At 45.4% G+C, this 23,275-nt stretch carries 21 protein-coding genes; all 21 read left to right on the top strand.

All coding sequences use genetic code 11. From position 1 onward, the window contains the following. Positions 1–143 precede the first annotated feature (143 nt). A complete protein-coding gene (locus CLOSA_RS18505) occupies positions 144–425 on the top strand; it encodes a helix-turn-helix domain-containing protein (protein ID WP_013274263.1) in 282 nt (93 codons plus the stop codon). Between the two features lie 472 nt (positions 426–897). Further along, positions 898–1,320, top strand: a complete 423-nt coding sequence (locus CLOSA_RS18500) for a type II toxin-antitoxin system PemK/MazF family toxin (RefSeq protein WP_013274262.1) — start codon at positions 898–900, stop codon at positions 1,318–1,320. Continuing rightward, entirely contained in the window at positions 1,310–1,558 is a 249-nt protein-coding gene (locus tag CLOSA_RS18495) for a hypothetical protein (RefSeq protein WP_013274261.1), read from the top strand. Before CLOSA_RS18500 ends, CLOSA_RS18495 begins: the two co-directional genes overlap by 11 nt. Positions 1,559–1,617: 59 nt before the next feature. Next, positions 1,618–2,832 (top strand): tyrosine-type recombinase/integrase, encoded by a 1,215-nt coding sequence (locus CLOSA_RS18490; RefSeq protein WP_013274260.1) that lies wholly within the window; start codon positions 1,618–1,620, stop codon positions 2,830–2,832. 152 nt (positions 2,833–2,984) lie between these two features. Further along, entirely contained in the window at positions 2,985–4,193 is a 1,209-nt protein-coding gene (locus CLOSA_RS18485; RefSeq protein WP_013274259.1) for a tyrosine-type recombinase/integrase, read from the top strand. 416 nt (positions 4,194–4,609) lie between these two features. Further along, on the top strand, positions 4,610–5,344 hold the full coding sequence (locus CLOSA_RS18480; RefSeq protein ID WP_013274258.1) for a hypothetical protein: 735 nt from the start codon (positions 4,610–4,612) through the stop codon (positions 5,342–5,344). A 52-nt stretch (positions 5,345–5,396) separates the two neighbouring features. After that, entirely contained in the window at positions 5,397–6,302 is a 906-nt protein-coding gene (locus tag CLOSA_RS18475) for a helix-turn-helix transcriptional regulator (RefSeq protein ID WP_013274257.1), read from the top strand. Positions 6,303–6,370: 68 nt separating this feature from the next. Continuing rightward, on the top strand, positions 6,371–7,069 hold the full coding sequence (locus CLOSA_RS18470) for an AlkZ-related protein (protein WP_041708703.1): 699 nt from the start codon (positions 6,371–6,373) through the stop codon (positions 7,067–7,069). A gap of 630 nt (positions 7,070–7,699) precedes the next feature. Beyond that, positions 7,700–9,025 carry an aspartate--tRNA(Asn) ligase gene (gene aspS / locus CLOSA_RS18460; protein WP_013274255.1) on the top strand — a complete coding sequence of 442 codons (1,326 nt, stop codon included), beginning with the start codon at positions 7,700–7,702 and terminating at the stop codon, positions 9,023–9,025. Between the two features lie 187 nt (positions 9,026–9,212). Next, complete coding sequence (locus tag CLOSA_RS18455; RefSeq protein ID WP_013274254.1) at positions 9,213–10,457, top strand: [Fe-Fe] hydrogenase large subunit C-terminal domain-containing protein; 1,245 nt, start codon at positions 9,213–9,215, stop codon at positions 10,455–10,457. A 214-nt stretch (positions 10,458–10,671) separates the two neighbouring features. Continuing rightward, positions 10,672–11,655, top strand: coding sequence for a hypothetical protein (locus CLOSA_RS18450; protein WP_013274253.1), 984 nt, complete (start codon positions 10,672–10,674; stop codon positions 11,653–11,655). A gap of 82 nt (positions 11,656–11,737) precedes the next feature. Beyond that, positions 11,738–12,241, top strand: a complete 504-nt coding sequence (locus tag CLOSA_RS18445; RefSeq protein ID WP_013274252.1) for a GreA/GreB family elongation factor — start codon at positions 11,738–11,740, stop codon at positions 12,239–12,241. Positions 12,242–12,316: 75 nt separating this feature from the next. After that, positions 12,317–12,931 (top strand): HAD family hydrolase, encoded by a 615-nt coding sequence (locus CLOSA_RS18440; RefSeq protein WP_013274251.1) that lies wholly within the window; start codon positions 12,317–12,319, stop codon positions 12,929–12,931. A gap of 59 nt (positions 12,932–12,990) precedes the next feature. Further along, positions 12,991–13,872 (top strand): DNA glycosylase, encoded by an 882-nt coding sequence (locus tag CLOSA_RS18435; protein ID WP_013274250.1) that lies wholly within the window; start codon positions 12,991–12,993, stop codon positions 13,870–13,872. 188 nt (positions 13,873–14,060) lie between these two features. Then, positions 14,061–15,242 (top strand): ABC transporter ATP-binding protein, encoded by a 1,182-nt coding sequence (locus tag CLOSA_RS18430; RefSeq protein WP_013274249.1) that lies wholly within the window; start codon positions 14,061–14,063, stop codon positions 15,240–15,242. Beyond that, on the top strand, positions 15,242–16,108 hold the full coding sequence (locus CLOSA_RS18425; protein ID WP_013274248.1) for an ABC transporter permease: 867 nt from the start codon (positions 15,242–15,244) through the stop codon (positions 16,106–16,108). The genes CLOSA_RS18430 and CLOSA_RS18425 overlap by 1 nt, the downstream gene beginning before the upstream one ends. Before the next feature lie 10 nt (positions 16,109–16,118). After that, a complete protein-coding gene (locus CLOSA_RS18420; protein WP_013274247.1) occupies positions 16,119–17,489 on the top strand; it encodes a GldG family protein in 1,371 nt (456 codons plus the stop codon). Positions 17,490–17,502: 13 nt separating this feature from the next. After that, a complete protein-coding gene (locus tag CLOSA_RS18415; protein ID WP_013274246.1) occupies positions 17,503–18,483 on the top strand; it encodes a DUF4340 domain-containing protein in 981 nt (326 codons plus the stop codon). A 318-nt stretch (positions 18,484–18,801) separates the two neighbouring features. After that, on the top strand, positions 18,802–19,917 hold the full coding sequence (leuB, locus tag CLOSA_RS18410) for a 3-isopropylmalate dehydrogenase (RefSeq protein ID WP_013274245.1): 1,116 nt from the start codon (positions 18,802–18,804) through the stop codon (positions 19,915–19,917). Then, positions 19,907–21,568, top strand: a complete 1,662-nt coding sequence (gene ilvD / locus CLOSA_RS18405; protein ID WP_013274244.1) for a dihydroxy-acid dehydratase — start codon at positions 19,907–19,909, stop codon at positions 21,566–21,568. Before leuB ends, ilvD begins: the two co-directional genes overlap by 11 nt. 17 nt (positions 21,569–21,585) lie before the next feature. Next, positions 21,586–23,265: a biosynthetic-type acetolactate synthase large subunit gene (gene ilvB, locus CLOSA_RS18400; protein WP_013274243.1), complete on the top strand. Its 1,680-nt coding sequence runs from the start codon at positions 21,586–21,588 to the stop codon at positions 23,263–23,265. The last annotated feature ends 10 nt before the right edge of the window (positions 23,266–23,275 follow it).

Below are 23,275 nucleotides of genomic sequence, written 5' to 3'. Positions count from 1 at the left end.
TTCCGAATGCCGCATGAGACAGAATTATGGGATACCCCATGTTCTGTTTTATCGGCACAGGATTTTTTCTTCACCGTCATGCGGCTCCTTTTTTGACCTTCCGCTGGTCCGGTTCTGTACCGGCTGTGCGGAAGGAGAAACGTATGTATTACGATCAGCATGTATGTGGAGCAAGAATTCAGGAGCTGCGCAAATCAAAAGGGTATACGCAGGAGGCTCTGGCTGAGGCGATTGATATTGATGCAAAACGCATTTCAAAAATTGAACGCGGAGTAATATCGGCATCTTATAACGACATGATTCTGTTTTCGGAATTCTTTGGAGTAACGCTGGATTATCTGATCATTGGCAAGAGACAGGATGTGGATGCGTTGAAAAAGAGAGTGCAGGATGCCATTACGCAGCTTCAGGAAGCACTGATGTGAACTCGCAAAATTAGGTGGGCAAAGTCGCAGTTTCCGGCGTGTTATGTAAAACCGCATTCTTTTATACTTACTTTACAGCTAAGGCAACAAGGCTGATGAACTATGAAAATTGAATACTCATTCTCCAAGTACATTACTGACAGAACGAGCCTTCGACTGCACGCCATGATGCCCAACAGGGGCGAAGCGGAATCGCAGCAGCAAATGTCGGATTGCAACCGACGGTGGTGTAAAAGCCTGTCAGGGACAATGATACTTCCGTAATTCGCGGTCCGGCCATAAAGAAGGCGGGATGGTTAAATTCCAATGGAGCAGTGAAGCACACTGCCGCTTGTGAGAAATCCCCGATCTCTGGGGTGCCAAGAAAAAGTACAGAGAAACCATATTTTAAGAAAAGCTGTCAGAATAAAGCAGTTGTATTATTTTCTGTCAGCTTTTATCCATAGATGATTATGGGATTGGAGGCAACCAGATGAAAGAAAACTGGGTTTACCGGCGAGGAGATATTTACCTTGCCAATCTTGGTGTTCCGATAGGATCAAAGCAGGGCGGTGTTCGTCCGGTAGTGGTTCTTCAGAACGATGTCGGCAACTTTTATTCGCCGACGATTACGGTTGCTCCTCTGACAACGAAGATTCAAAAGAAAAGAAGCCAGCCAACACATTATTTCCTTCGGAAGGCAAAAGGGCTGGCAAGATCTTCGATGGTATTGGCGGAGCAGCTTGATACATGTGATAAGACCTGTGTGATTCGGTATCTCGGCAAGGTAAGTAAGGGACAGATGCGCGGAATTGATGAAGCTGTGAAAGTGCAGCTTGGATATTATATTCCGGAACAGGCGGAGAAAAAAAGACAAGGCAAATGCCGAAAGGAAGTGAATTTTGATGGTGGATAAATTGATTAAGCGTAAAGAAGCCGCTGAGATGTTGGGGATTAGCCTGGACACCTTGGATCATGCAAGAATGGAAGGGCTGATCACTTACGTTCAGTATGTTGAGAATGGCTGTGTTTATTTTACTGAAGTTGGACTTCAGGAGTATATTGCAAGGTCTACACATCGTGCAAGGCCGAAGGATAACAATCCGACGTTCCGAAAGAAGAGAACAGCCAGGAGCGAAATTCGACATCGTTGAGTATTGGCAGGTTATTCGCAATAATGAATATATCAGCTAAAAGTTTGGAGGTGTCGAAGATGGCAAGAAAAAGATATGCGATTCCTCAGTACGGAACCGTCATCATGGCGGGTAAGGAATATTACCGGACTCGAATTGAGGATGCTGATGGAAAGCGGGTGGCGTTGTATGGCAGAACCCGTGAAGAATTATATGATAAGGTGCTCGAAGCGAGAGAGCAGATTGAGGATAATACATTTCGCAGATCATCCCCCACAGTAAAGGAGTATTGCGAAAAGTGGCTGTTGTTACAATCCGCACAGGTAAGAGCCACTACGTTGACGGATTACACATCGAAAGTAAACCGGCATATTATAAAGCCTCTGGGTCATATGAATATAGCAGATGTTACAGCGGATGATATTCGTCTGGCACTGGTTCCGGTATCCAAAAAATCAGCGTCTGTGTACAAATCGGTCAATATACTTTATAAGAGCATTTTTGCGGCGGCAAAGGAAAGCAAAGTGATTCAGGACAATCCTACAATTTATTTGTCTGGAAAGAACGGGGGCGTTCCTCAAAAAGAGAAAAACCCTTTGACTGATGATCAGGTGGAGAGATTGCTGGATGCGATAAGAGGATTACCACCGTATGTATTTGTGATGCTTGGTCTGTATGCGGGGCTTCGGCGAGAAGAAATTCTTGCATTACAGTGGGATTCAGTTTTTCTGGATGAAGCAGCACCGTATTTGACAGTGTGCAGAGCTTGGCATACAGAGCACAATCGACCGGTAATAATGTCTGAACTGAAAACAAAGGCTGCTCATCGAGATGTACCGCTTCCTGATTGCCTGGCGAAATGCCTGAGAGAAGCAAAGGAGAATTCCACATCAGACTATGTTGTTGCAAACAGCGAGGGTGAACCGCTTTCATATACGCAGTTTAAGAGGCTCTGGCAGTATATTGTGACCAGAACTGTAAAGGAACGGAGCTACTACCGTTATGAGAATGGAAAACGAGTGAAGCATACGGTGAAACCGGTGCTGGGCGAAAGAGCTGCGCATAATGGAAAGGTGGTTTATAGCTTAGACTTTGAAGTGACACCACATTTGCTGCGGCATACTTATATTACAAATCTTATTCACGCATCGGTTGATCCTAAAACAGTTCAATATCTTGCCGGTCATGAGAACAGCAAGATAACGATGGACATTTATGCAAAAGCTAAGTATAACCGACCGGATGAACTGGCGGGTATATTAGAGGATACCTTTACACTGTGGGATGCAGAATAGGCCAGACAGTTTCATGAATGAGATCAAAAAGAGTAGGGATAATCCCTGCTCTTTTTACATATAGCCGACATCCTTGAGAACCGGAGCAGCATTCTGGATAATTAAAGAGCAAAGATCAATTTGGATATATCAAGAAAATGGAGGAAGCAATAATGGCAAGAAAAAAAGTAGTGCCGGAATATGGAACAATTATGAAGAGGGGCGTTCAATATTACAGAACACGAATGCAGGATGCAGATGGAAAATGGATTTCGCTATATGCACAGACTCCTGAAGAGCTGTACGATAAATCCATTGAGATGAAGCGCAGTATTGAGGATGAAATATTCCGGAAGAATAATCCGACAGTAGCTGAGTATTGCGAAAAATGGTTGAAGATGCGCTCGGCGAGTGTGCGAGAAAACACATTGAGCGGATATGAGCGCACGATAAGAAAATACATTATTGGAGCTATTGGAGATATGTATATGGACGAAGTGACGACCGATGACCTTCGCTTGCTGCTGGTGCCAATCTCCAAGCAATCAGCTTCCCTGTACAGCAAAATGAATATGCTGATCAAATGTGTTTTCTATTCAGCAGAAGAAAGCAAAATCATCAGTTGTAATCCGGCTGCGTCGCTTTCTGCAAAAGGCGGAACACCAAAGCAGGAAAAGAAGGCATTGACGGATGAGCAGGTGAAAATTCTTCTGGATACCATCAGGGGATTACCACCGTATGTTTTCGTAATGATTGGGTTATACGCAGGGTTGAGGCGGGAAGAAATTCTTGCACTGCGATGGGATTGTGTTTTCCTGGATGGTGCCACCCCATATATATCGGTAAGGCGAGCATGGCGTTCTGTAAATAATCGTCCGGTAATTTCAACAGAATTAAAAACGCCAGCAGCCAAAAGGGACATTCCCATTCCGGGCAAGTTGGTGGAATGTTTGAAAGAGGCAAAGGAAAAGTCAAAATCGGAATATGTGATCTCGGACAGGAATGGTAATGCTTTGGCTGAATCCCAGTTCGTGAGGGTATGGAAGTACATAGCAGTTCGTTCTACGGAAGAACGCTGCTATTACACCTATGTGAATGGGCAGAAGATTAAGCATGTTGTTAAGCCGAAACTTGGTGAGCATCAGTCGAACAATCCGAAGTTGGTATATACGATGGATTTTCAAGTGACACCGCATCAATTGCGTCACACTTATATCACGAACCTGATTTATGCTTCGGTTGATCCTAAAACCGTACAGTATCTTGCCGGACACGAAAACAGCAAGGTGACTATGGATATTTACGCCAAAGTCAAGTATAATAAACCTGCCCAATTACATGGGGTGATCAACAGAGCAATCGACACATCAAAAAAAGATTAGGGTTAAAATCCGACAAAAGCCCACAAAATCGTGGGTTTAAGAACTGGTGGACGAAGAGCAAAAGGCTTGAAAAACCGCGTAAAATCAAGCAAAATTGAGCTTCGGTTTCGTGAAATACGGCTTAAAGTCAGCTCGTCGTGCTCCGCAGTTCTCCAAGCGATAAAAAGACACACAATACAAACAAATCAAGAACCCAGCAAATGTTTAATTTTGCTGGGTTCTTTTGTTGGGCTTTTTTTTCAATAGCCGGGGCGGGATTCATCAGAATCCTGTTCCATTTTAGTAATTAGAGCAGTTTTGAAGATGAAATAAGTAATATTACTATAACGAAACATGTTTTTAGATTCAAAAAATCTAAGATTTATGTTAGAATATTTTAATAGTTTCAATATTCGAATGTGTGAAAGGAAACTTCTATGGTGACACAGGAAAAACTAATAACATACTATTACATTTTTAATATTATTAGCCCAATTATTACCAGTATAGGTATTTTATTTTCTTTTTATATATCTATTAAAACTTTAAGGGAAATAAAAAAAGATAGAATTTTTTCTCAAAAGCCATTTCTAATGTTTCAAGTAGGTGGCTATCCGGATAAAGTGAAGTTTGAAAGAATAGGTAAGAGAAGTCCAGGATTTGCCCCTGCTTATATAGAAGCTGAACTGAAAGATATACCAGATAATGCAATATCCATATTAAGAGATATCTCTATAACGGATAAAAAGACAATAAATACTTTCGGTGTTTTAAGAAACTATGGAAATGGCACTGCATTTGAAGTTAATATAACATGGATACCTAAAGTCGTATGGTTAAATGAAGAAAAGTTTGTAATAGATAAAGAAAAATTAAAAGAACCAAAATATAGTAAGAAAAATAATACCAGGCGTGTTTGGGATAATGTTCTGCCTCCGAATGAATCAACAGGTATAGTAAATTGGCCGATGTTTATTGAAAAGGATTATAACCTGCAAATTACCCGAGTTGATGGATATTTAGAAATTCACTATCAAGATTTATTGAATAACAAATATAAAACCCTGCAAAAGTATTATTTGTTTACATCATATAATGATGAAAAGCCAAGTATTCATGTGACTTTTAGTGGAACGTTTCACGATATAGAAGAGTGGGAAAGTATTACATAAAAAAGAGCAAAAAAGCCCCAGAGGCTACATGAAAGGAATTTGGAGGTGCTGAATGAAGCTTGACCGCCTTTTGGGCATACTTACCGTACTGCTGCGAAATGAGCGAACAAACGCACCATATCTTGCCGGGAAATTTGAAGTTTCCCGCCGCACCATTGGGAGAGATATTGATGCACTCTGCAGGGCAGGAATACCAATTATCACCTATCAGGGCAGCGGAGGCGGCATATCCATTGCGGAAGGCTATAAACTGGATAAAAGCATATTAACATCTGATGAGCTTTCCGGCATCCTTGCAGCACTTAAAGGCATTGGAAGTGTATCAGAAAAATCACAATTAGAAAAGACCCTTGACAAGCTCTCTCCTGGCACTGAGGTTGTTATGTCTCTCACAGAACCAATAGTGATTGATCTTGCCTCTCATTACAAAGGTGACCTGACGCAAAAAATTGAACAAATCAAAAAAGCCATTCATGAAAAACGGCTCATTGAGTTTGATTATTATTATGAAAAAGGCGTTTCCCACCGTCACATTGAGCCTGCTTTTGTGATTTTTTACTGGTCATCTTGGTATGTATTTGGCTTTTGCACCCTTCGTCAGGATTTCAGGCTGTTTAAGCTTCAACGATTATGGGATTTAAGGCTCTGTGATGAAATCTTCAGAGAAAGAGAAGTCCCACCTGAAAAGCGAGACTTTCACTCATGTCTTCCAGATGATAAAATTCTGGTGGCATTGTTTGATCCTTCATTAAAGTATCAGCTCATTGAAACGTATGGGTTTGATTGTTTCACAGTGACAGAGGAAGGCTTGCTTCGAGCTGAAATAGGATATACCAACCGGGAATATATCATAGCCTGGCTGCTCAGATTTGGAGCAAAGGTTAAAATACTTGAGCCAGCAGACATTGCAAATGAAATAAAGCGGATAGCGGCGGAAATATTAGGGATCTATTCTTAAACAAGACAGGCAGTTGTCCGGTTGCTTATGATACGATGGAGGAAAAGGAGGAGTCAAAGTTGAATCAAATGATAATAAAAAATTATAACGATTTTGTATCTGCATTGCTGGAAGCGGGATTTTCAATGGGAGGCGGAAACAGTGAGGGCGTTTTTTCTATAATTACCTGGAATTGGGAGGAACAGCCACCCTATGACACCCCGGTTTGCTGGCATACCGGTGATCCTGAAACCGATCCATGGGAATGGCGAATGCGGGTGTTGGACGAGCGTGATGATATCGCTTATGGGAAATTTTTTTTCAAGAAAAGCGGCTACATTACGAAACAATGGATTCCTTATTTTCTCGCAGCCCGGCGTGACAATACGCTTTTTGAAGAAGCCTATGAAGAAGGTTTGATCAGCAATTATGCCAAGCGAATATACAATGTTGTTGCCGGACATGAAGTACTGCCTCTGCATGAGATCAAACAGCTTGCCGGATTCGGAAAAGAGGAGAAAAGCCAATTTGACCGGGCTTTGACGGAACTTCAAATGAAACTGTATCTGACCATGTGCGGAAGGCAGCAAAAGATTTCCAGCAAGGGCGAAGAATACGGCTGGTCTTCCACGGTGTTCTGCACCACTGAAAGGTATTGGGGCGAGGAAATATTCAGAGAATCTGAAAAGATAGAAAAGGCTGAAGCCATTGAAAAAATAGCGAAGCAAATTGATGCACTGAACCAAGAGGCTGACCAGAAAAAGATGATGAGATTTATTAAAGGATAATTTTGACCAGACCCAACATGAAAAATCCATTAAACTATCAGGTCACGGAATACGACTGCGGTCCCACCACATTACTGAATGTAATGAGTTATCTTTTCAGATCAGATTCCGCCGGATATTATCAAGCATATCTTACCGGAGCCGATAATCGGTCGGTTTATTTGATCCTTATTTCAGAAAAAAGCCCTTTAAAATTTTAAGCAAAATATTTGACAAAATCCGATCTTTATGATAATCTGAATCAAATTATAAATGGAGGCAGCCGCCATGAATCAGTATCAACAGCTTAAAAAGCTGAATAGGGACGACGATTAGCAGCGCTTGTATCTGTGATGAATCATAGGTGCAAGCGCTAGATGCGTTGTGCCTGTGTGGATAGATTTTTCTGACGGACCACATTGGTAAATATAATTTACTCGTGTGGTTCTATTTTTTTACCCATACGGGAATGAGAAAGGTTGTGATCGTATGGGACATATTGATGATGTCCTCATGGATAGATTCCTCAGGAAAGGAAATTGATACTATCATCCAGGAGAAAAGAGGTTGAAAGAAAACGTATTTCAACCTTGAGGTTGGGAATCAAGCGGATATACAAGCATATCCGCTTAAATCATTAGGAGGCAAATAATGAAGAATATTACAGGGACCATGGAAAAGAAAACGGTTGAAGCAGAAGAGTTGGGAAACCATATTGGAGAAAATGTGCAGATCCATGGAAGTATTTATAAAATCAGAACAATGAGCGATTTTGCTTTTGTACTATTAAGAACAAAAAGAAATGTTGTCCAGTGTATATATTCAGCGGAATTTTCCGGGTTTTCCCTTAGTGAGATAACAGAAGAAAGCTGTGTCATTGTAACCGCCCATGTTAAGGCAGAAGAAAGATCAAAAACAGGCTATGATCTTCAGATGATCAAGATAGAAACTCTATCATGGCCGGAAGAGCCAAGTCCGGTCGTAATCAATAACAAGCGGGTTGATGCTTCTATGGAAACCCTGCTTAATTTCAGGCCGTTGACGCTGCGCAATGAAAGAGAGCGGGCCATTTTTAAATTACAGGAAGGGATCACCTGTGGAATACGTGAGTTTTTAAAACAGGAACGATTTACGGAGGTCCATACGCCTAAAATCGTTTATGCCGGTGCCGAAGGGGGAGCTAATATATTTTGTCTTAACTATTTTGGCAAAGAGGCTTATTTGGCTCAAAGCCCTCAGTTTTATAAACAGATGATGGTAGGGGTTTATGAAAGAGTGTTTGAGATCGCACCTGTTTTCCGGGCAGAAAAACATGATACTTCCAGGCACTTAAATGAATATACCAGCGTAGATTTTGAAATGGGGTATATTGACAGTTTTGAAGATATTATGCAGATGGAAACCATGATGCTCCGGCATGTGATGGTATATTTGAAGGAACAATATGAAAACGAAATCAGGCTGTTAAATGCCAAGCTTCCGGTGATTGATGAGATTCCGGCAATAAAATTTAAGGAAGCAAAAGAAATGATTTCCTTAGATTATCGGAGGCCGGTAAAGGATTTTGATGATTTTGAGCCGGAAGAAGAAAGGCTGCTTTATGAGCTGGTCAAGCAGAAAACAGGGAGCGAATTTGTATTCGTGACCCATTATCCAAGCAGGAAAAGACCATTTTACGCCAAAGACAGCGGAGAAAATCAGGAAGAGACCTTAAGCTTCGACCTTTTGTTCCGTGGACTGGAAATAACCACTGGCGGTCAGAGGATCCACAAATATAAAGAACAGATCGCTAAAATGGAATACAGGGGAATGAATGCGGAGCTGTTTGATACCTATCTCATGATGCATAAATATGGGATGCCTCCTCATGGCGGGTTAGGTTTAGGCCTGGAACGGTTTACAGGAAAGCTGCTGGAGCAGGATAATGTCAGGCTTTCTACCTTGTTTCCAAGAGATATTCACCGGCTGATCCCTTAAATCAGGAGATGCCGTAAAAAGCGAAGATGGATAAGACGCAGCCGTCAGGTAAAAATTATCATCTGTTCCATGAATGGTATGGTAAGGATGGAGTAAACGTATTATAATAGAAAGATCATAGAATCACTTTAACTGATGAAAGCAAAGTACTGCAAAGAAAATTAAAACATAATGCGGGAGGTACCTTATGCAGACATTTAAGCAGTTGTATGAAAGTATGGTGAAATCTGTATTAAATAATGATTTGGATCCGGAGAAGGACTTGGAGATCTCCTATGATCCTCATCATCTGGACTGTCTTTTAAATCCCAAGAAGCATCCGGTGGTGATCCGTACCGGAGCCTGTTCCTGTTCCAAAGAGGATCAGGAGGAGTGCTTAAAGCGGTGTCCGTTTGGAGCGTTGGAAATCAAAAAGGACGGGATCGCCGTTAATCCGGAACTGTGCCTGGGCTGTGAAAAGTGTATTGAAGGCTGCGCACCGGAAAAGCTTAAGGCCAGCACAGACATTATCCCGGCTCTGAAAGCGGTGAGAAGCTCCAAGGGACTGGTATATGCAATGATAGCTCCCGCTTTTTTAGGCCAGTTTTCCAAGGATGTCACCCCGGGAAAGCTGAGGACGGCATTAAAGACCGTGGGTTTTGACGGAATGCTTGAGGTTGCCTTGTTTGCGGACATTCTTACATTAAAGGAAGCTCTTGAATTTGATAAGAACATCAACGATGCTGACGATTACCAGCTGACCAGCTGCTGCTGCCCCATGTGGATCGGTATGATCCGTAAGGTTTATCACCAGCTGATTCCCCACGTGCCTGGTTCTGTTTCCCCAATGGTTGCCTGTGCAAGAGTGGTAAAGGCGTTGCATCCGGATGCCCTGACTGTATTTATTGGGCCATGTCTTGCCAAAAAGGCAGAAGCCCGGGAAAAGGATCTGGCGGGTGCTGTTGATTATGTACTCACCTTTCAGGAAGTAAAAAATATATTTGACGCCCTGGGAATAGATCCGGCTGTTATGGAAGAGAGTGAAAAGGACCATTCCTCAAAGGCAGGAAGGATTTATGCCAGAAAAGGCGGAGTCAGTGAAGCCGTGGAAAACACCGTAAGAGCCATTAATCCTCAAAAAAAGACGGAAATCCGCACCAAACAGGCGGATGGAGTGCCTGCCTGCAGGAAAATGATCCAGGACATTATGGAGGGGAGGATTGAGGCTAACTTTTACGAAGGCATGGGATGCGTTGGCGGCTGTGTGGGCGGACCGAGATCCATTTTAGGAGTGGAGCAGGGAACAGAACTGGTCAATGATTATGGAGAAAAGGCCACCTATGGTCATCCGGCTGAAAATCCATATGTGATCGAGCTGCTGCACCGCCTGAATTTAGACAGCATTGAAAGTCTGCTGGAAGAAACTGAACTTTTCAGCAGAAATATTACGTAAGGAAGACCGGTTTCCTTGCTGTAATCATGTAGGAACCGATTTTAACTGGGTCAGTACACGGGAATCGCAGCAGGCGGCTCCCATGTACTGATTTTTGCTTTTTCTCCTGAAATCAGGATATGGGGTGATTGCATCTTGCTTTTCCCCCATTAAAAATGCTAATATAAAAGAGAATGGACGGACGAGACAGGCAACTGGAAGAAAGGAAATGGTTATGGCAACAGGCAGAATGAATCAGCTTGTAGTAATGGTCAATTTATGCAGCAGTGTTGTGGAAGGGATCGAACACCTTATGGCATATGAGAAGAATGAACGCCTGAAAGAGGATGCAGTCACAGGGCTTCTCACTCTGGAGGAAAATTTAAAGGGATTTAAGGCGGATAATTCCGTGATTCATGAAACCAGATGGATGGCGGAAGTCATAAGGAACTGGCTGTTCGTTTTTGACCAGGAATTTAAAAACAGGCTGTACCGCTGGTATTTTTCAGCCTTAAAGGAGCTTCGGAACCTGATGACGGCAGAAATAGAGCGGTGTCCCGTTTGCTCCGGGAAAGGCGTTCCCCACTACGGAGCGGTGTTCTATAGGGAAGGCGGAGAATCGGATCAATATGTGCTGGAGCCAATCCGGGTCTTTATGAAGTGCCGGGACTGCGGAAATTATTATCTTGCAAAGGAAGAACGGGGGCTGCCCAATGGAAAAAAGACTCCCCAGCGTACAAAGGCAAGATGTGAACGGCTTTTGGCCCATATCGGTGAATTTGCGTCAGAAGGAACCATGTTATTGATTGGAGATGAGAAAAGCCAATTATATAAAGAAGCGAGAAAGGCAGGGTATGATCTCCAGGCAATGTCTCTGGAGGAAGCAGGAAACCGGAAAGAGGGCGGAAAGGGTACATACCGGATCGTTCTGATTGACCGGATACCCCGCACCCAGGATATGAAGCTGATCCTGACCAGGGCGGCGGAATACCTGGCAGAAGACGGAATTCTCTGGTTTGACGGGCCGGATCTGGACAGATCCATTAAAAATCTGGAGAAAAAGGGAGCTTCCATGTGGAAGGGTGAGGCGGCAGAAGTCTGCTTAACGGACAGGGGAATCCATGCACTGGCGGATAAATGCGGACTTTCCGTAAGAACATACCGCCACGTGGGGACTGCCTCCGGCCGGCTTGAAGTTATTGCCCGTAAAAAGGAATGATAGAAAAGGCATTTTTACAACATACATACCGCCTCCTGTTAAGGCAGACGGTTTATCAAACAAAAGGAAGAAGGAGGATAGAATGTTTGATAAGTTAACGGAAAATGATATTAAAAAAATGCAGGAAGAAATTGATTACAGGAAGCTGGTGGTCCGCAAGGAAGCACTGGAAGCTGTAAAAGAGGCAAGAGCTCATGGAGATTTAAGTGAAAACTTTGAATACCATGCAGCAAAAAAGGATAAAAACCAGAACGAAAGCAGGATCAGATATCTGGAAAAGATGATCAAAACCGCCCAGATCATATCAGATGAATCCAAAGATGATGAGATCGGGCTGTATAATACGGTGGACTTATACTTTGAGGATGAGGATGAGGAGGAGACTTACAAGCTTGTGACCACTGTCCGGGGAAACTCCATGAAAGGCCTTATTACCTCGGAATCTCCGTTGGGTAAGGCCATTATGGGTCACAGGGTAGGCGACCGGGTCTATGTAAGGGTCAATGAAAAAACGGGCTACTACGTAGTGGTGAAGCGTTTGGAAAATACGAAGGATGACGGCAGTGACAAGCTGAGAAGCTATTGAGACGCCAAAAGAGCGGGATGATATGATATTATTTCTGGTTTAATAAGAAAAACAGTTTATTACAGGAGAAAAGCAATGATTAAAAATATAGTATTTGACATGGGAAGAGTATTGGTCCATTACGACGGAGATATGGTCTGCCGCCATTTTATAGAGGATGAGGCAGAGCGGAAGGCGGTAAGGATGGCTGTGTTTGAGTCTCAGGAGTGGCTGTTTCTGGACATGGGACTTATGACAGAGGAAGAAGCTTTAAAGAAGATGCAGGCACGTCTGGATACCCGGCATGCAAAGGACATGGCCGCTCTTTGCTTAAAGCACTGGCACGAATATAACATGTGGCCGGATAAAGAGATGGGAGAGGTGGTCAGGCAGCTTAAAGAGGAAGGCTACGGCATCTATCTTTGTTCCAATGCCTCCCTCCGCCTGCTGACGTGCTACAAGATCATTCCGGGAATCGAATATTTTGACGGGATCTTATTTTCTGCAGAGGTGAAATGCTTAAAGCCTCAGAAGGAAATGTACGGTCATTTATTTGAACGGTTCCGTCTAAAACCGGAGGAATGCTTTTTTATTGATGACATGGCCATGAACATTGAAGGAGCCAGGGCCTGCGGTATGGATGGGTACTGTTATGCTGACGGAAATGTGAACCGGCTGAAGGAATATTTAGACCACATCAAGGATCGCTGAAAGCAGTCTGAAACCATAAGGTTTTCCGGCTGGCGCTATGGAATGGAGAAAGGCTTATTATGTACCGGATTCAGATAAAGGATATGGATTTTGAACAGATCGCCAGATCCGGCCAGTGCTTCCGCATGGAACCAAATGAGGAAGAACACGGGGTGTGGAGGATCGCCGCATCGGGGAGATATGTGGAAGCGGTGAAGGAGGATGACGTCTTCCTGTTTTCCTGCGGGGAGAAGGAGTTTCAGGATATGTGGGCCGGTTATTTTGACTTACAGACTGATTATGGGGGCTTTAAAAAACGTGTGGACTCTGAGGATTCTTATCTTAAGGAAGCCATGGAATGGGGGTGGGGGGTACGCATTCTCCGACAGGATTTATGGGAAATGCTGGTAACCTTTCTGATTTCCCAGAATAACAACATCACCCGGATCACTGGCAGTGTGAAGGAAATATGCAAACGGTTCGGTGAAAAAAGAATAGGATTGGGCCTTGCCGTGTCTTCTGACGGAGGCTGGGTAGAACGTTCAAAAAGCTATGATGCCTTTCCGGAACCGGAGGACCTTTCTTCGGCAGGCCTTAGGGGACTGGCAGGCCTTGGTCTGGGGTACCGGGATAAGTATATCCTGTCCATTGCAAAGGCCTGCAGCGGGCCGGAGGGTCGGGAATGGCTCTTGCGCTTAAAAGAAGCGGATTATACAAGCGCTCACAGTCTTCTGATGGAGCAGTATGGGATCGGAAGAAAGGTGGCGGACTGCATCTGCCTGTTCGGGCTTCATCATGTGGGGGCTTTTCCGGTGGATACGCACGTGAGGCAGATTTTAGAGGTTCATTACCCCCAGGGCTTTCCTCTGGAGCGGTATCAGGAATATGCGGGGATCCTCCAGCAGTATATGTTTTATTATAAGGTTAATAAAATACCCCGGGGCAAGCTGGGGAGTATTTAAACTTGCAGAAAGATTCTTTGTACTCATTGCCCGGGCGGCGGAAGCTGCCCGGGTTTTTGTATTTCGCCGTGTCGAAAAGTTTCATACTTTTATCACACAATTAACAAAATTATATCACACAATTTTCACAATTCCCTTTTACCCTTAGTAAGGATGTATCACTTAAAAATGAACAGGAGGAGAGAGAGTTGATTGAAGTCAGGAACCTGGTAAAGGATTACGGCGGCCATCTGGCCGTAGACCATTTAAGCTTTACCATTGATGATGGCCAGATCTATGGTTTTTTGGGACCAAACGGCGCAGGAAAGTCCACGACGATGAACATTATGACCGGGTACATAGGCGCAACGGAGGGCGATGTTCTGATCAATGGTCATAACATACTGGAGGATGGGGAGAAAGCAAAGAAATGCATTGGCTATTTGCCGGAGCTGCCGCCCCTATATGTGGATATGACGGTAAAGGAGCAGCTGCTGTTTGCTGCGGAATTAAAGAAAATACCCAAAAAAGAAAGGGAGGAAGCTGTTCATGAAGTTATGGAGCTTGCCAGGCTTAAGGAGGTGCAGGGCCGTTTGATCCGCAATCTGTCAAAGGGCTACCGGCAGCGTGTGGGCCTGGCTCAGGCAGTGTTAGGGTTTCCTCCTGTCATCATTCTGGATGAACCCACCGTAGGGCTGGATCCAAAGCAGATCATTGAAATCCGGGATACCATCCGTAAGCTGGGACAAAAGCACACGGTTATTTTAAGCTCCCATATTCTTTCCGAGGTCAGCGCAGTGTGTGATCACATTATGATCATTGACAAGGGCAGGCTGATCGCCAGCGATACGCCGGAGAACCTGGAGCTTCAAATGGCCGGAAAAGCGGGAATGGAACTACTAATCAGGGGGGAGAAAGAACAGATCCTGAGGATTCTGGAAGCCATTCCCCAGGCGGCTGATGTGTCTTTGGAGGAAAGCGGGGAAGAGGGGATCAGCAGGATATCGTTTTGCATCTCTGGAAAAGAGGATGAAGACGGGACAGATATCCGGGAAACTATTTTCTTTGCCTTTGCAGATCAGAGACTCCCCATCCTTTCCATGAAGGCTACAAAGGTCTCTTTGGAGGAGGTATTCCTTGAATTGACCGCAGAGGCGGAAACAGACAGCAAAGAGGCAGACGGCGAAGAGACAGACGGCGAAGAAACAGGTAGTAAAGACACAGACAGTGGAAAGACAGACAGTGAAGTGACAAACAGTGAAGAGACATATAGGGAAATGACAGGCAGAGGCTTATCTGGCGAAGACTTTGATTCGGATGATAGAAAGGAATATGTGCAGGACGAAGTCTTTAAGAAAGAGGCTGGAGACAGAGAGGGGGATAAAGAATAATGGCGGCTATTTATAGAAGAGAACTGAAAGCCTATTTTCAAACCATGACCGGATATGTATTTATCGCCTTTATGGTGCTGTTTATAGGGATTTACTTTATGGCCTATAACATGATGAGCGGATATCCCTACTTTTCCTTTTCGCTGTCCGGTATGGTAACCATTATCATGATCGGCATTCCGGTGCTTACCATGAGAAGCTTTGCCGATGACAGGAAGACGAAGACAGACCAGCTTCTGCTTACTTCTCCGGTATCCGTCACCCAGATGGTCCTTGGCAAATATTTTTCCATGATAACCGTATATGCCGTTCCGGTGCTGCTTTCCGGCATATGCCCTCTTATCATCAAGCTTAATGGAAACGCCAATTTAAAGGCGGACTATGCGGCAATACTGGCCTTTTTCCTACTGGGCTGTGTTTACATTGCAGTTGGAATGTTCATTTCCTCCTTAACAGAAAGCCAGATCATAGCAGCCGTAGGCACCTTTGGGATCATTCTTTTGCTGCTTTTATGGCCCAATCTGGTGGGATTTTTACCCACCTCAGCCGCCGGTTCTGCCATAGGATTTCTGGTCCTCTGGACCGGAGTGGTTATTGCCGTTTCCCGCATTACAGGCCACGGTCCTCTTTCCGCTGCTTTGGAGGGGGCAGGGGTCCTTTGCATCATTGCTTTATACCTTGTAAAAAAAGACCTTTTTGACCGAGCCCTGACAAATGTATTGGAAAAGATTGGGATAACGGAGGTGTTCCAAAACTTTGCCAGTCATTACATCTTTGATGCAGGCGGCCTGGTTTATTATATCAGCATCATTTTCCTGCTGATATTTTTAACGGTGCAGTCCATAGAGAAACGCAGATGGAGTTAGGAGGATGGAAATGACCAGAAAATTAAAAAAAGGCGGTTACACGGCGATTCTTTCGGTAATCGTTATAGCTGCCGTGGTACTATTGAACTTGATTGTAGGACGTCTTCCTGAGAAAGTGCGGCAGTGGGATATGAGCAGCAGCCAGATCTACACTCTGGGAGGAACCACACAGGATCTTTTGAGGTCCCTTGATCGGGATGTTACGATCTATGTGGTGGCAGACCCGGATTCTGTGGATAAGAGGATCACAAGTTTTGTAAAAAGGTATGAAGACTTATCTGACTGCATCAAGGTGGTGACCGTGGATTCTGTTCTTCATCCGGATGAGGTAAAAAAACTGAAGGCGCAGGATAACACCCTTCTTGTAAGCTGTGATTCTACAGGCAGGACAGAATCCATTGCCCTTGCGGATATTATTAAAATGGATGAAATGTCCTATTATTACTATGGGCAGTCCAAGGAAACAGAATTTGACGGAGAAGGACAGTTAACCGGAGCCATATCCCATGTGATCAACGACGCGGAGAAAACAGTTTACTTTACGGAAGGCCACGGAGAAGCAGCTTTGGGCGCTACGGCTTCCGATATGCTGAAAAAGTCCAATCTGACCGTGAACACGGTAAATCTTCTGACAGGAGGCAGCATCCCCAAAGACTGCCAGCTTCTGCTTATGAATGCTCCTGCGTCAGACCTGGCCAATGATGAAAAGAAGATGATCTCTGATTATCTGGATGGAGGCGGAAGGGTTATGATCCTTGCCGGGTATTCCGAAAAGGACCGGCCCAATCTCAATGCCCTTATGAATGATTACGGTCTGAATCTGGAAAACGGACTTGCAGCAGATACCAAGAAGTTTTACCAGAACAATCCTTATTATATTTTTCCCACCATCCAGGCAGGAAGCGAAGTGACAAACGGCATTGACGGCAAAAGTGCAGCCCTTGTCCTACAGTCCGCCGCCCTGACCCAGAAAGAGGGGCTGCCGGAAGGCGTGGAAGTGACACCGTTTATGGAGACCAGCGACGGAGGTATGGTGGTAACCGCCGATAAGCAGACTCAGGGAACCTATATCCTGGGAGCGGTATCAGAAAAGACCTTAAGCTCGGGAACGGCCCGTCTGACCGTGTTCAGTACTCCTTCTCTCATTGATGAGGGGCTGAATACCAGCTTTACCAACTTAACCAACTTAACGCTTTTCATGAACGCAGTTACAACCAACTTCGATGATGTTTCCAATGTATCCATTCCATCAAAGAGCCTGGAAGTGACCTATAATACCGTCACCCATGGGGGCATGTGGGGAATCCTGTTTATATTTGTCATTCCGGTGGTGACGCTGGCGGCAGGACTTGTGATCTGGCTGAAGCGCAGGCGTCTGTAGAAGGAGGCAAGACATGAAAAAGAAAAGAGGTCTTATATACGGAATAACCGCCCTGGCGGTTCTGTGCGTAATCTACGGGGGAGTGGGCCGGTATATGGCCCGCTCCCAGGAACAGGCGGAGCAGAAGATGGAGGGGGATAAGGCTTATCTCACCGCTCTTTCCAATGTTTCCTCTGTTTCCTATAACTTAAATGACCAGGAGCTGTCCTTTACAAAAAAAGATGGGGAATGGAAGTATGACGGAGATGACTTGTTCCCGGTAAAACAGTCAGAAGTGGAATCCGTTGCTTCCACGGTTTCAAAGCTTGAGGCCCTGCGGAAACTGGAAGGAGGAGACAGCCTGAGCGCCTATGGACTGGATCAACCCATCAGGAAGATCACCGCAGCCTCAGAGGATGGGACCAGGTCTGTGATTATCCTTGGCAATGCCACCGGGGATGGAGATTATTATGCTGCAGTGGAGGGCCAGGGTACGCCCTATCTCATCAGCTCCGCCCTGTACAACGAGACAAACAAAAGTCTTACGGATCTCATGGCCCTGGAAGAGTTTCCTGCTGTTTCCGGAGCCGACATAAACAGCATTACGGTAACGAAAGCCGGTACCAGCCAGCATTATATAAAAAAGAAAGCAGATAATAAAGCAGAGACCGTGGAGTGGTACCGCGATTCTGCGGATTCACCGGACAACAAGCTTTCCGACAATTCCGGTTTAAATGTTCTGGCAGATTCTTTAAGCAGCCTAAAAGTGAAAAGCTGTCCCAATTATAAGGTGAAGGAAGAGGAGCTGGAAGGCTACGGCCTTAAGCAGCCTTCTGCGGTCATTACTTACACGTACGATAAAAACGGTTCGGAAGAAACCTTTACCCTGTCCATTGGATCTTTAAACAGTGATTCCAGCTGCTATTACACCCGTACCGGTCATTCCTCCAATGTAAATGAAATTGATAAGGCTTCCATCGAAAAATGCCTGACAGTGGACAAGGGAATATCATAAAAATAAAGAGGAGGAAAGGTCTGGCCTTTCCTCCTCTTCTTTCTTTCCAAGTACCTGAATTCATGGATTATAGTCTCTTTCATAACTAGGATTTATGGTATCAATTCCATTCTTATATATTCTTTTCCCGAAAATTATTTTATTTTAGTTGAAAAATCCCGATAAATGTTCTATTATGAGAAGAAATATATGATCGAAAGCATAAAGTGCCTTTGATCATCGGATGGACGGCAGTAAAAAATACTGCCTTTTATCAGAAAAAACGGTTTCTGATAAGTTATATTAGCATAGTACAGTGATATAGAGGGAGAGGAAGAGATGAAATACAACATTGCAGTGATTCCCGGCGACGGGATCGGGCCTGAAATCATTGGAGAAGCGAGAAAGGTCCTTGATAAAGTGGGAATGGTATACGGTCATGATTTCCAGTATACAAATGTATTAATGGGCGGTATTTCGATTGATACCCACGGCGTTCCTTTAACAGATGAAGCCCTTGAAACAGCGAAAAACAGTGATTCCGTTCTCCTTGGAGCAGTTGGCGGAGATGTGGGAAATTCAAAATGGTACGATGTGGCACCGAATCTGAGACCTGAAGCGGGGCTGCTGGCCATCCGTAAAGGTCTTAATTTATTTGCCAATATCCGTCCTGCCTATTTGTATAAAGAGCTATCCGATGCCTGCCCTTTAAAGCAGGAGATCATTGGAGATGGGTTTGACATGGTCATCATGAGAGAACTGACAGGCGGTCTGTATTTCGGAGAACGGCATACCAAAGAGGTGGATGGCGTAATGACTGCCGTGGATACCCTTACCTATAATGAAAATGAAATAAGAAGAATCGCCGTTAAGGCTTTTGATATTGCCATGAAACGACGGAAAAAGGTGACCAGCGTGGATAAGGCAAATGTGCTGGATTCCTCCAGGCTTTGGAGAAGCGTGGTGGAAGAGGTGGCAAAGGATTATCCCCAGGTGATGCTGTCCCATATGCTGGTGGATAACTGTGCTATGCAGCTAGTGATGAATCCGGGACAATTTGACGTGATCCTGACGGAAAACATGTTTGGTGATATCCTATCTGATGAAGCCAGCATGATCACAGGCTCCATTGGGATGCTATCCTCGGCCAGCATGAATGAAAGTAAATTTGGAATGTATGAACCCAGCCATGGTTCTGCCCCGGATATTGCAGGAAAAAATATTGCAAACCCCATTGCCACCATCCTTTCCGCCGCGATGATGCTCCGCTATTCCTTTGATTTAGATATGGAAGCATCTGCCGTGGAGTCGGCGGTGGAACAGGTGCTGAAAGAAGGATACCGGACGGCAGACATTTATTCGGAAGGATGTAAAAAAGTGACCACCGCAGAAATGGGAGATTTGATTGCGAAACGGATTGGAAAAGAACAGGAGGATGCAGCATATGAAAAGTGATTCTGTAAAAAAAGGGATGCAGCAGGCGCCTCACCGTTCCCTGTTTCACGCGCTGGGAATGACGGAGGAAGAGATGGAAAGGCCTCTGATCGGTATTGTCAGTTCTTATAATGAAATCGTACCTGGACATATGAACCTGGACAAAATAGTGGATGCGGTGAAAATGGGAGTTGCCATGGCAGGAGGCACACCGGTAATGGTACCGGCCATAGCGGTATGCGATGGGATTGCCATGGGGCATATCGGCATGAAATACTCTCTGGTCACCAGGGACCTGATTGCGGATTCCACAGAATGCCTTGCAAAGGCCCACGCCTTTGACGCACTGGTCATGGTACCTAACTGTGATAAGAATGTACCCGGACTCTTAATGGCAGCCGCCCGTATTAATATACCCACAGTGTTCGTCAGTGGCGGACCAATGTTAGCTGGGCGTGTGCAAGGCCATAAGACCAGCCTTTCCAGCATGTTCGAAGCGGTAGGAGCCTATACCGCAGGAAACATGACTGAAGAGGATGTAAGGGAATACGAGGAGAAGGCGTGCCCTACCTGCGGATCCTGCTCCGGTATGTATACGGCCAACAGCATGAACTGCCTGACCGAGGTTCTGGGCATGGGGCTGAAAGGCAACGGAACCATTCCGGCGGTTTATTCAGAACGACTGAAACTGGCAAAGCATGCTGGAATGGCTGTTATGGAAATGCTTAAGAAGAACATCTGCCCACGGGATATCATGACGGAGAAAGCCTTCCGCAATGCTCTGACCATGGATATGGCCCTGGGATGCAGTACCAACAGCATGCTTCATCTTCCGGCCATCGCCTATGAGGCCGGCGTGGATTTAAATCTGGAGATTGCCAATGAAATCAGTGCAAAGACTCCTAACCTTTGCCACCTGGCTCCGGCAGGGCCGACTTATATAGAAGATTTAAACGAAGCCGGCGGTATCTACGCTGTTATGAATGAGATCAGCAAGCTGGGACTTCTGGAATTAGACGTTATGACCGTAACGGGAAAGACGGTTGGAGAAAATATAAAGAACTGTGCAAATAAAAACCCTGAGGTGATCCGTACGGTGGAAAATCCTTACAGCCAAACCGGCGGTATTGCCATATTAAAGGGAAATCTGGCACCGGACTCCGCAGTGGTGAAGCGCTCTGCCGTTGCGCCTGAGATGCTGAAGCATGAAGGTCCTGCAAGAGTGTTTGACTGCGAGGAGGATGCCATTGCAGCCATTAAAGGGGGGAAAATCGTGGCTGGAGACGTAGTGGTCATCCGCTACGAAGGCCCTAAGGGAGGCCCCGGCATGAGGGAGATGTTAAACCCCACATCAGCCATTGCAGGCATGGGCCTTGGGTCTACGGTGGCCCTTATTACCGACGGCCGTTTCAGCGGTGCTTCCAGAGGCGCTTCCATTGGGCACGCTTGTCCGGAGGCAGCGGTGGGAGGCCCCATAGCCCTGGTGGAAGAGGGAGACATCATTTCCATAGATATTGACAACCACAGGCTGGATGTCAATATATCTGAAGCCGAGATGGAAAAAAGAAAGGCCAGTTGGCAGCCAAGGAAACCTCAGGTGACCACAGGCTATCTGGCACGGTATGCTGCTATGGCAGCCCCGGCAAGCCGCGGAGCAATTCTTGAACTATAAAAGAAAAGGAGCAGCCTATGAAAACATTAAATGGAGCAGAGATTGTAATCGAATGCCTGAAAGAGCAGGGGGTTGATACTGTTTTTGGGTATCCGGGCGGTACAATCCTGAATATATACGATGCTCTTTATAAGCATCAGGATGAGATAACCCATATCCTGACTTCCCATGAACAGGGGGCAGCCCATGCGGCTGACGGCTATGCGAGAGCCACCGGAAGGGTGGGCGTTTGTCTGGCTACCTCAGGACCGGGAGCCACCAATTTAGTAACCGGAATTGCCACCGCTTTTATGGATTCCATCCCAATGGTAGCCATTACCTGCAACGTAGCGGTTAATCTTCTTGGACGTGACAGCTTCCAGGAGGTGGATATCACCGGAGTAACCATGCCTATTACAAAATACAACTTTATTGTTAAAGATATAACAAAGCTGGCAGATACCATCCGCCGGGCATTCCGGATTGCGCAGACCGGCAGACCCGGCCCTGTACTGGTGGATATTACAAAGGATGTGACCGCAGCAAACTTTGACTATGAGTATGTGAACCCGGAGCCCATTAAGAGGCAGGAGGATACGATCACGGAGGAGGATTTAGAAACTGCGCTGCAGCTTATCCGGAAATCCCAGAAGCCGTATATTTTCGTAGGAGGAGGTGCGGTTGCAGCCAATGCCTCAGATGAGCTTTTCTCCTTTGCCCATAAGATCCAGGCTCCGGTGGCAGACAGTCTCATGGGAAAAGGGGCCTTTAACGGAACCGATGAACTGTATACCGGAATGGTGGGAATGCACGGAACCAAGACATCTAATTTCGGAATCACCGAGTGTGACCTGTTGATCGTAATCGGTGCCAGGTTCAGTGACCGGGTGACAGGAAATGCAGCCAAGTTTGCGAGAAAGGCGAAGATTCTTCAGTTTGATGTGGATCCGGCAGAGATCAATAAAAACGTAAAGGCATTTGCCAGTGTGGTGGGTGATGTAAAAGTGATTTTAAAAAAGCTGAATGCCCGTCTGGATCCCATTAACCATGAAGAATGGCTGGCCCACATTGACCGGTTAAAGGATATGTATCCCATGCGTTTTGACAAAAGCACGCTTACCGGTCCCTATATCATTGAAAAGATTTATGATATCACCCAGGGAGATGCCATCATTACAACGGAGGTAGGCCAGCATCAGATGTGGGCGGCCCAGTTCTATCAGTATAAATACCCCAGAAGCTTTCTTTCCTCCGGCGGCCTCGGAACCATGGGCTACGGCCTGGGAGCCTCCCTAGGAGCAAAGCTGGGCTGTAAGGATAAGGTGGTCATTAACGTGGCAGGGGACGGCTGTTTCCGCATGAACATGAATGAGATCGCCACGGCGACCCGATACAATATCCCCATCATTCAAGTAATTCTAAACAATCAGGTACTGGGCATGGTCCGACAGTGGCAGACCCTGTTCTATGGAAAACGGTATTCCCATACAGTGTTGAATGACCAGGTGGATTTTGTAAAGGTAGCAGAGGGACTGGGGGCCAAAGCCTACCGGGTGACCGGCAAGGACGAATTTGAGCCTGTCCTCAGAGAAGCCATAGAGTTAAACGTTCCTGTTGTGATAGATTGTCAGATCCATTGTGATGACAAGGTATTCCCCATGGTATCTCCGGGAGCACCCATTCAGGATGCGTTTGACGCAGAAGACTTAAAGATTTAAGACAAAAATA

The organism is [Clostridium] saccharolyticum WM1 (assembly GCF_000144625.1).
GTDB classification, from domain to species: Bacteria; Bacillota; Clostridia; order Lachnospirales; family Lachnospiraceae; genus Lacrimispora; species Lacrimispora saccharolytica.
The sequence above is the reverse complement of the archived record's forward strand: the minus strand, read 5'-3'. Positions and strand labels throughout refer to the sequence as shown.

Bases quoted from the DNA above. Each gene is read 5' to 3' on its own strand.
- CLOSA_RS18495 (WP_013274261.1), top strand. From the start codon at position 1,310: ATGGTGGATAAATTGATTAAGCGTAAAGAAGCCGCTGAGATGTTGGGG.
- ilvB (WP_013274243.1), top strand. From the start codon at position 21,586: ATGAAAACATTAAATGGAGCAGAGATTGTAATCGAATGCCTGAAAGAG.
- CLOSA_RS18445 (WP_013274252.1), top strand. From the start codon at position 11,738: ATGTTTGATAAGTTAACGGAAAATGATATTAAAAAAATGCAGGAAGAA.
- CLOSA_RS18505 (WP_013274263.1), top strand. From the start codon at position 144: ATGTATTACGATCAGCATGTATGTGGAGCAAGAATTCAGGAGCTGCGC.
- ilvD (WP_013274244.1), top strand. From the start codon at position 19,907: ATGAAAAGTGATTCTGTAAAAAAAGGGATGCAGCAGGCGCCTCACCGT.
- CLOSA_RS18425 (WP_013274248.1), top strand. From the start codon at position 15,242: ATGGCGGCTATTTATAGAAGAGAACTGAAAGCCTATTTTCAAACCATG.
- CLOSA_RS18480 (WP_013274258.1), top strand. From the start codon at position 4,610: ATGGTGACACAGGAAAAACTAATAACATACTATTACATTTTTAATATT.
- CLOSA_RS18490 (WP_013274260.1), top strand. From the start codon at position 1,618: ATGGCAAGAAAAAGATATGCGATTCCTCAGTACGGAACCGTCATCATG.
- CLOSA_RS18475 (WP_013274257.1), top strand. From the start codon at position 5,397: ATGAAGCTTGACCGCCTTTTGGGCATACTTACCGTACTGCTGCGAAAT.
- CLOSA_RS18500 (WP_013274262.1), top strand. From the start codon at position 898: ATGAAAGAAAACTGGGTTTACCGGCGAGGAGATATTTACCTTGCCAAT.
- CLOSA_RS18455 (WP_013274254.1), top strand. From the start codon at position 9,213: ATGCAGACATTTAAGCAGTTGTATGAAAGTATGGTGAAATCTGTATTA.
- CLOSA_RS18420 (WP_013274247.1), top strand. From the start codon at position 16,119: ATGACCAGAAAATTAAAAAAAGGCGGTTACACGGCGATTCTTTCGGTA.
- CLOSA_RS18470 (WP_041708703.1), top strand. From the start codon at position 6,371: ATGATAATAAAAAATTATAACGATTTTGTATCTGCATTGCTGGAAGCG.
- CLOSA_RS18450 (WP_013274253.1), top strand. From the start codon at position 10,672: ATGGCAACAGGCAGAATGAATCAGCTTGTAGTAATGGTCAATTTATGC.
- aspS (WP_013274255.1), top strand. From the start codon at position 7,700: ATGAAGAATATTACAGGGACCATGGAAAAGAAAACGGTTGAAGCAGAA.
- CLOSA_RS18435 (WP_013274250.1), top strand. From the start codon at position 12,991: ATGTACCGGATTCAGATAAAGGATATGGATTTTGAACAGATCGCCAGA.
- CLOSA_RS18415 (WP_013274246.1), top strand. From the start codon at position 17,503: ATGAAAAAGAAAAGAGGTCTTATATACGGAATAACCGCCCTGGCGGTT.
- CLOSA_RS18485 (WP_013274259.1), top strand. From the start codon at position 2,985: ATGGCAAGAAAAAAAGTAGTGCCGGAATATGGAACAATTATGAAGAGG.
- CLOSA_RS18440 (WP_013274251.1), top strand. From the start codon at position 12,317: ATGATTAAAAATATAGTATTTGACATGGGAAGAGTATTGGTCCATTAC.
- leuB (WP_013274245.1), top strand. From the start codon at position 18,802: ATGAAATACAACATTGCAGTGATTCCCGGCGACGGGATCGGGCCTGAA.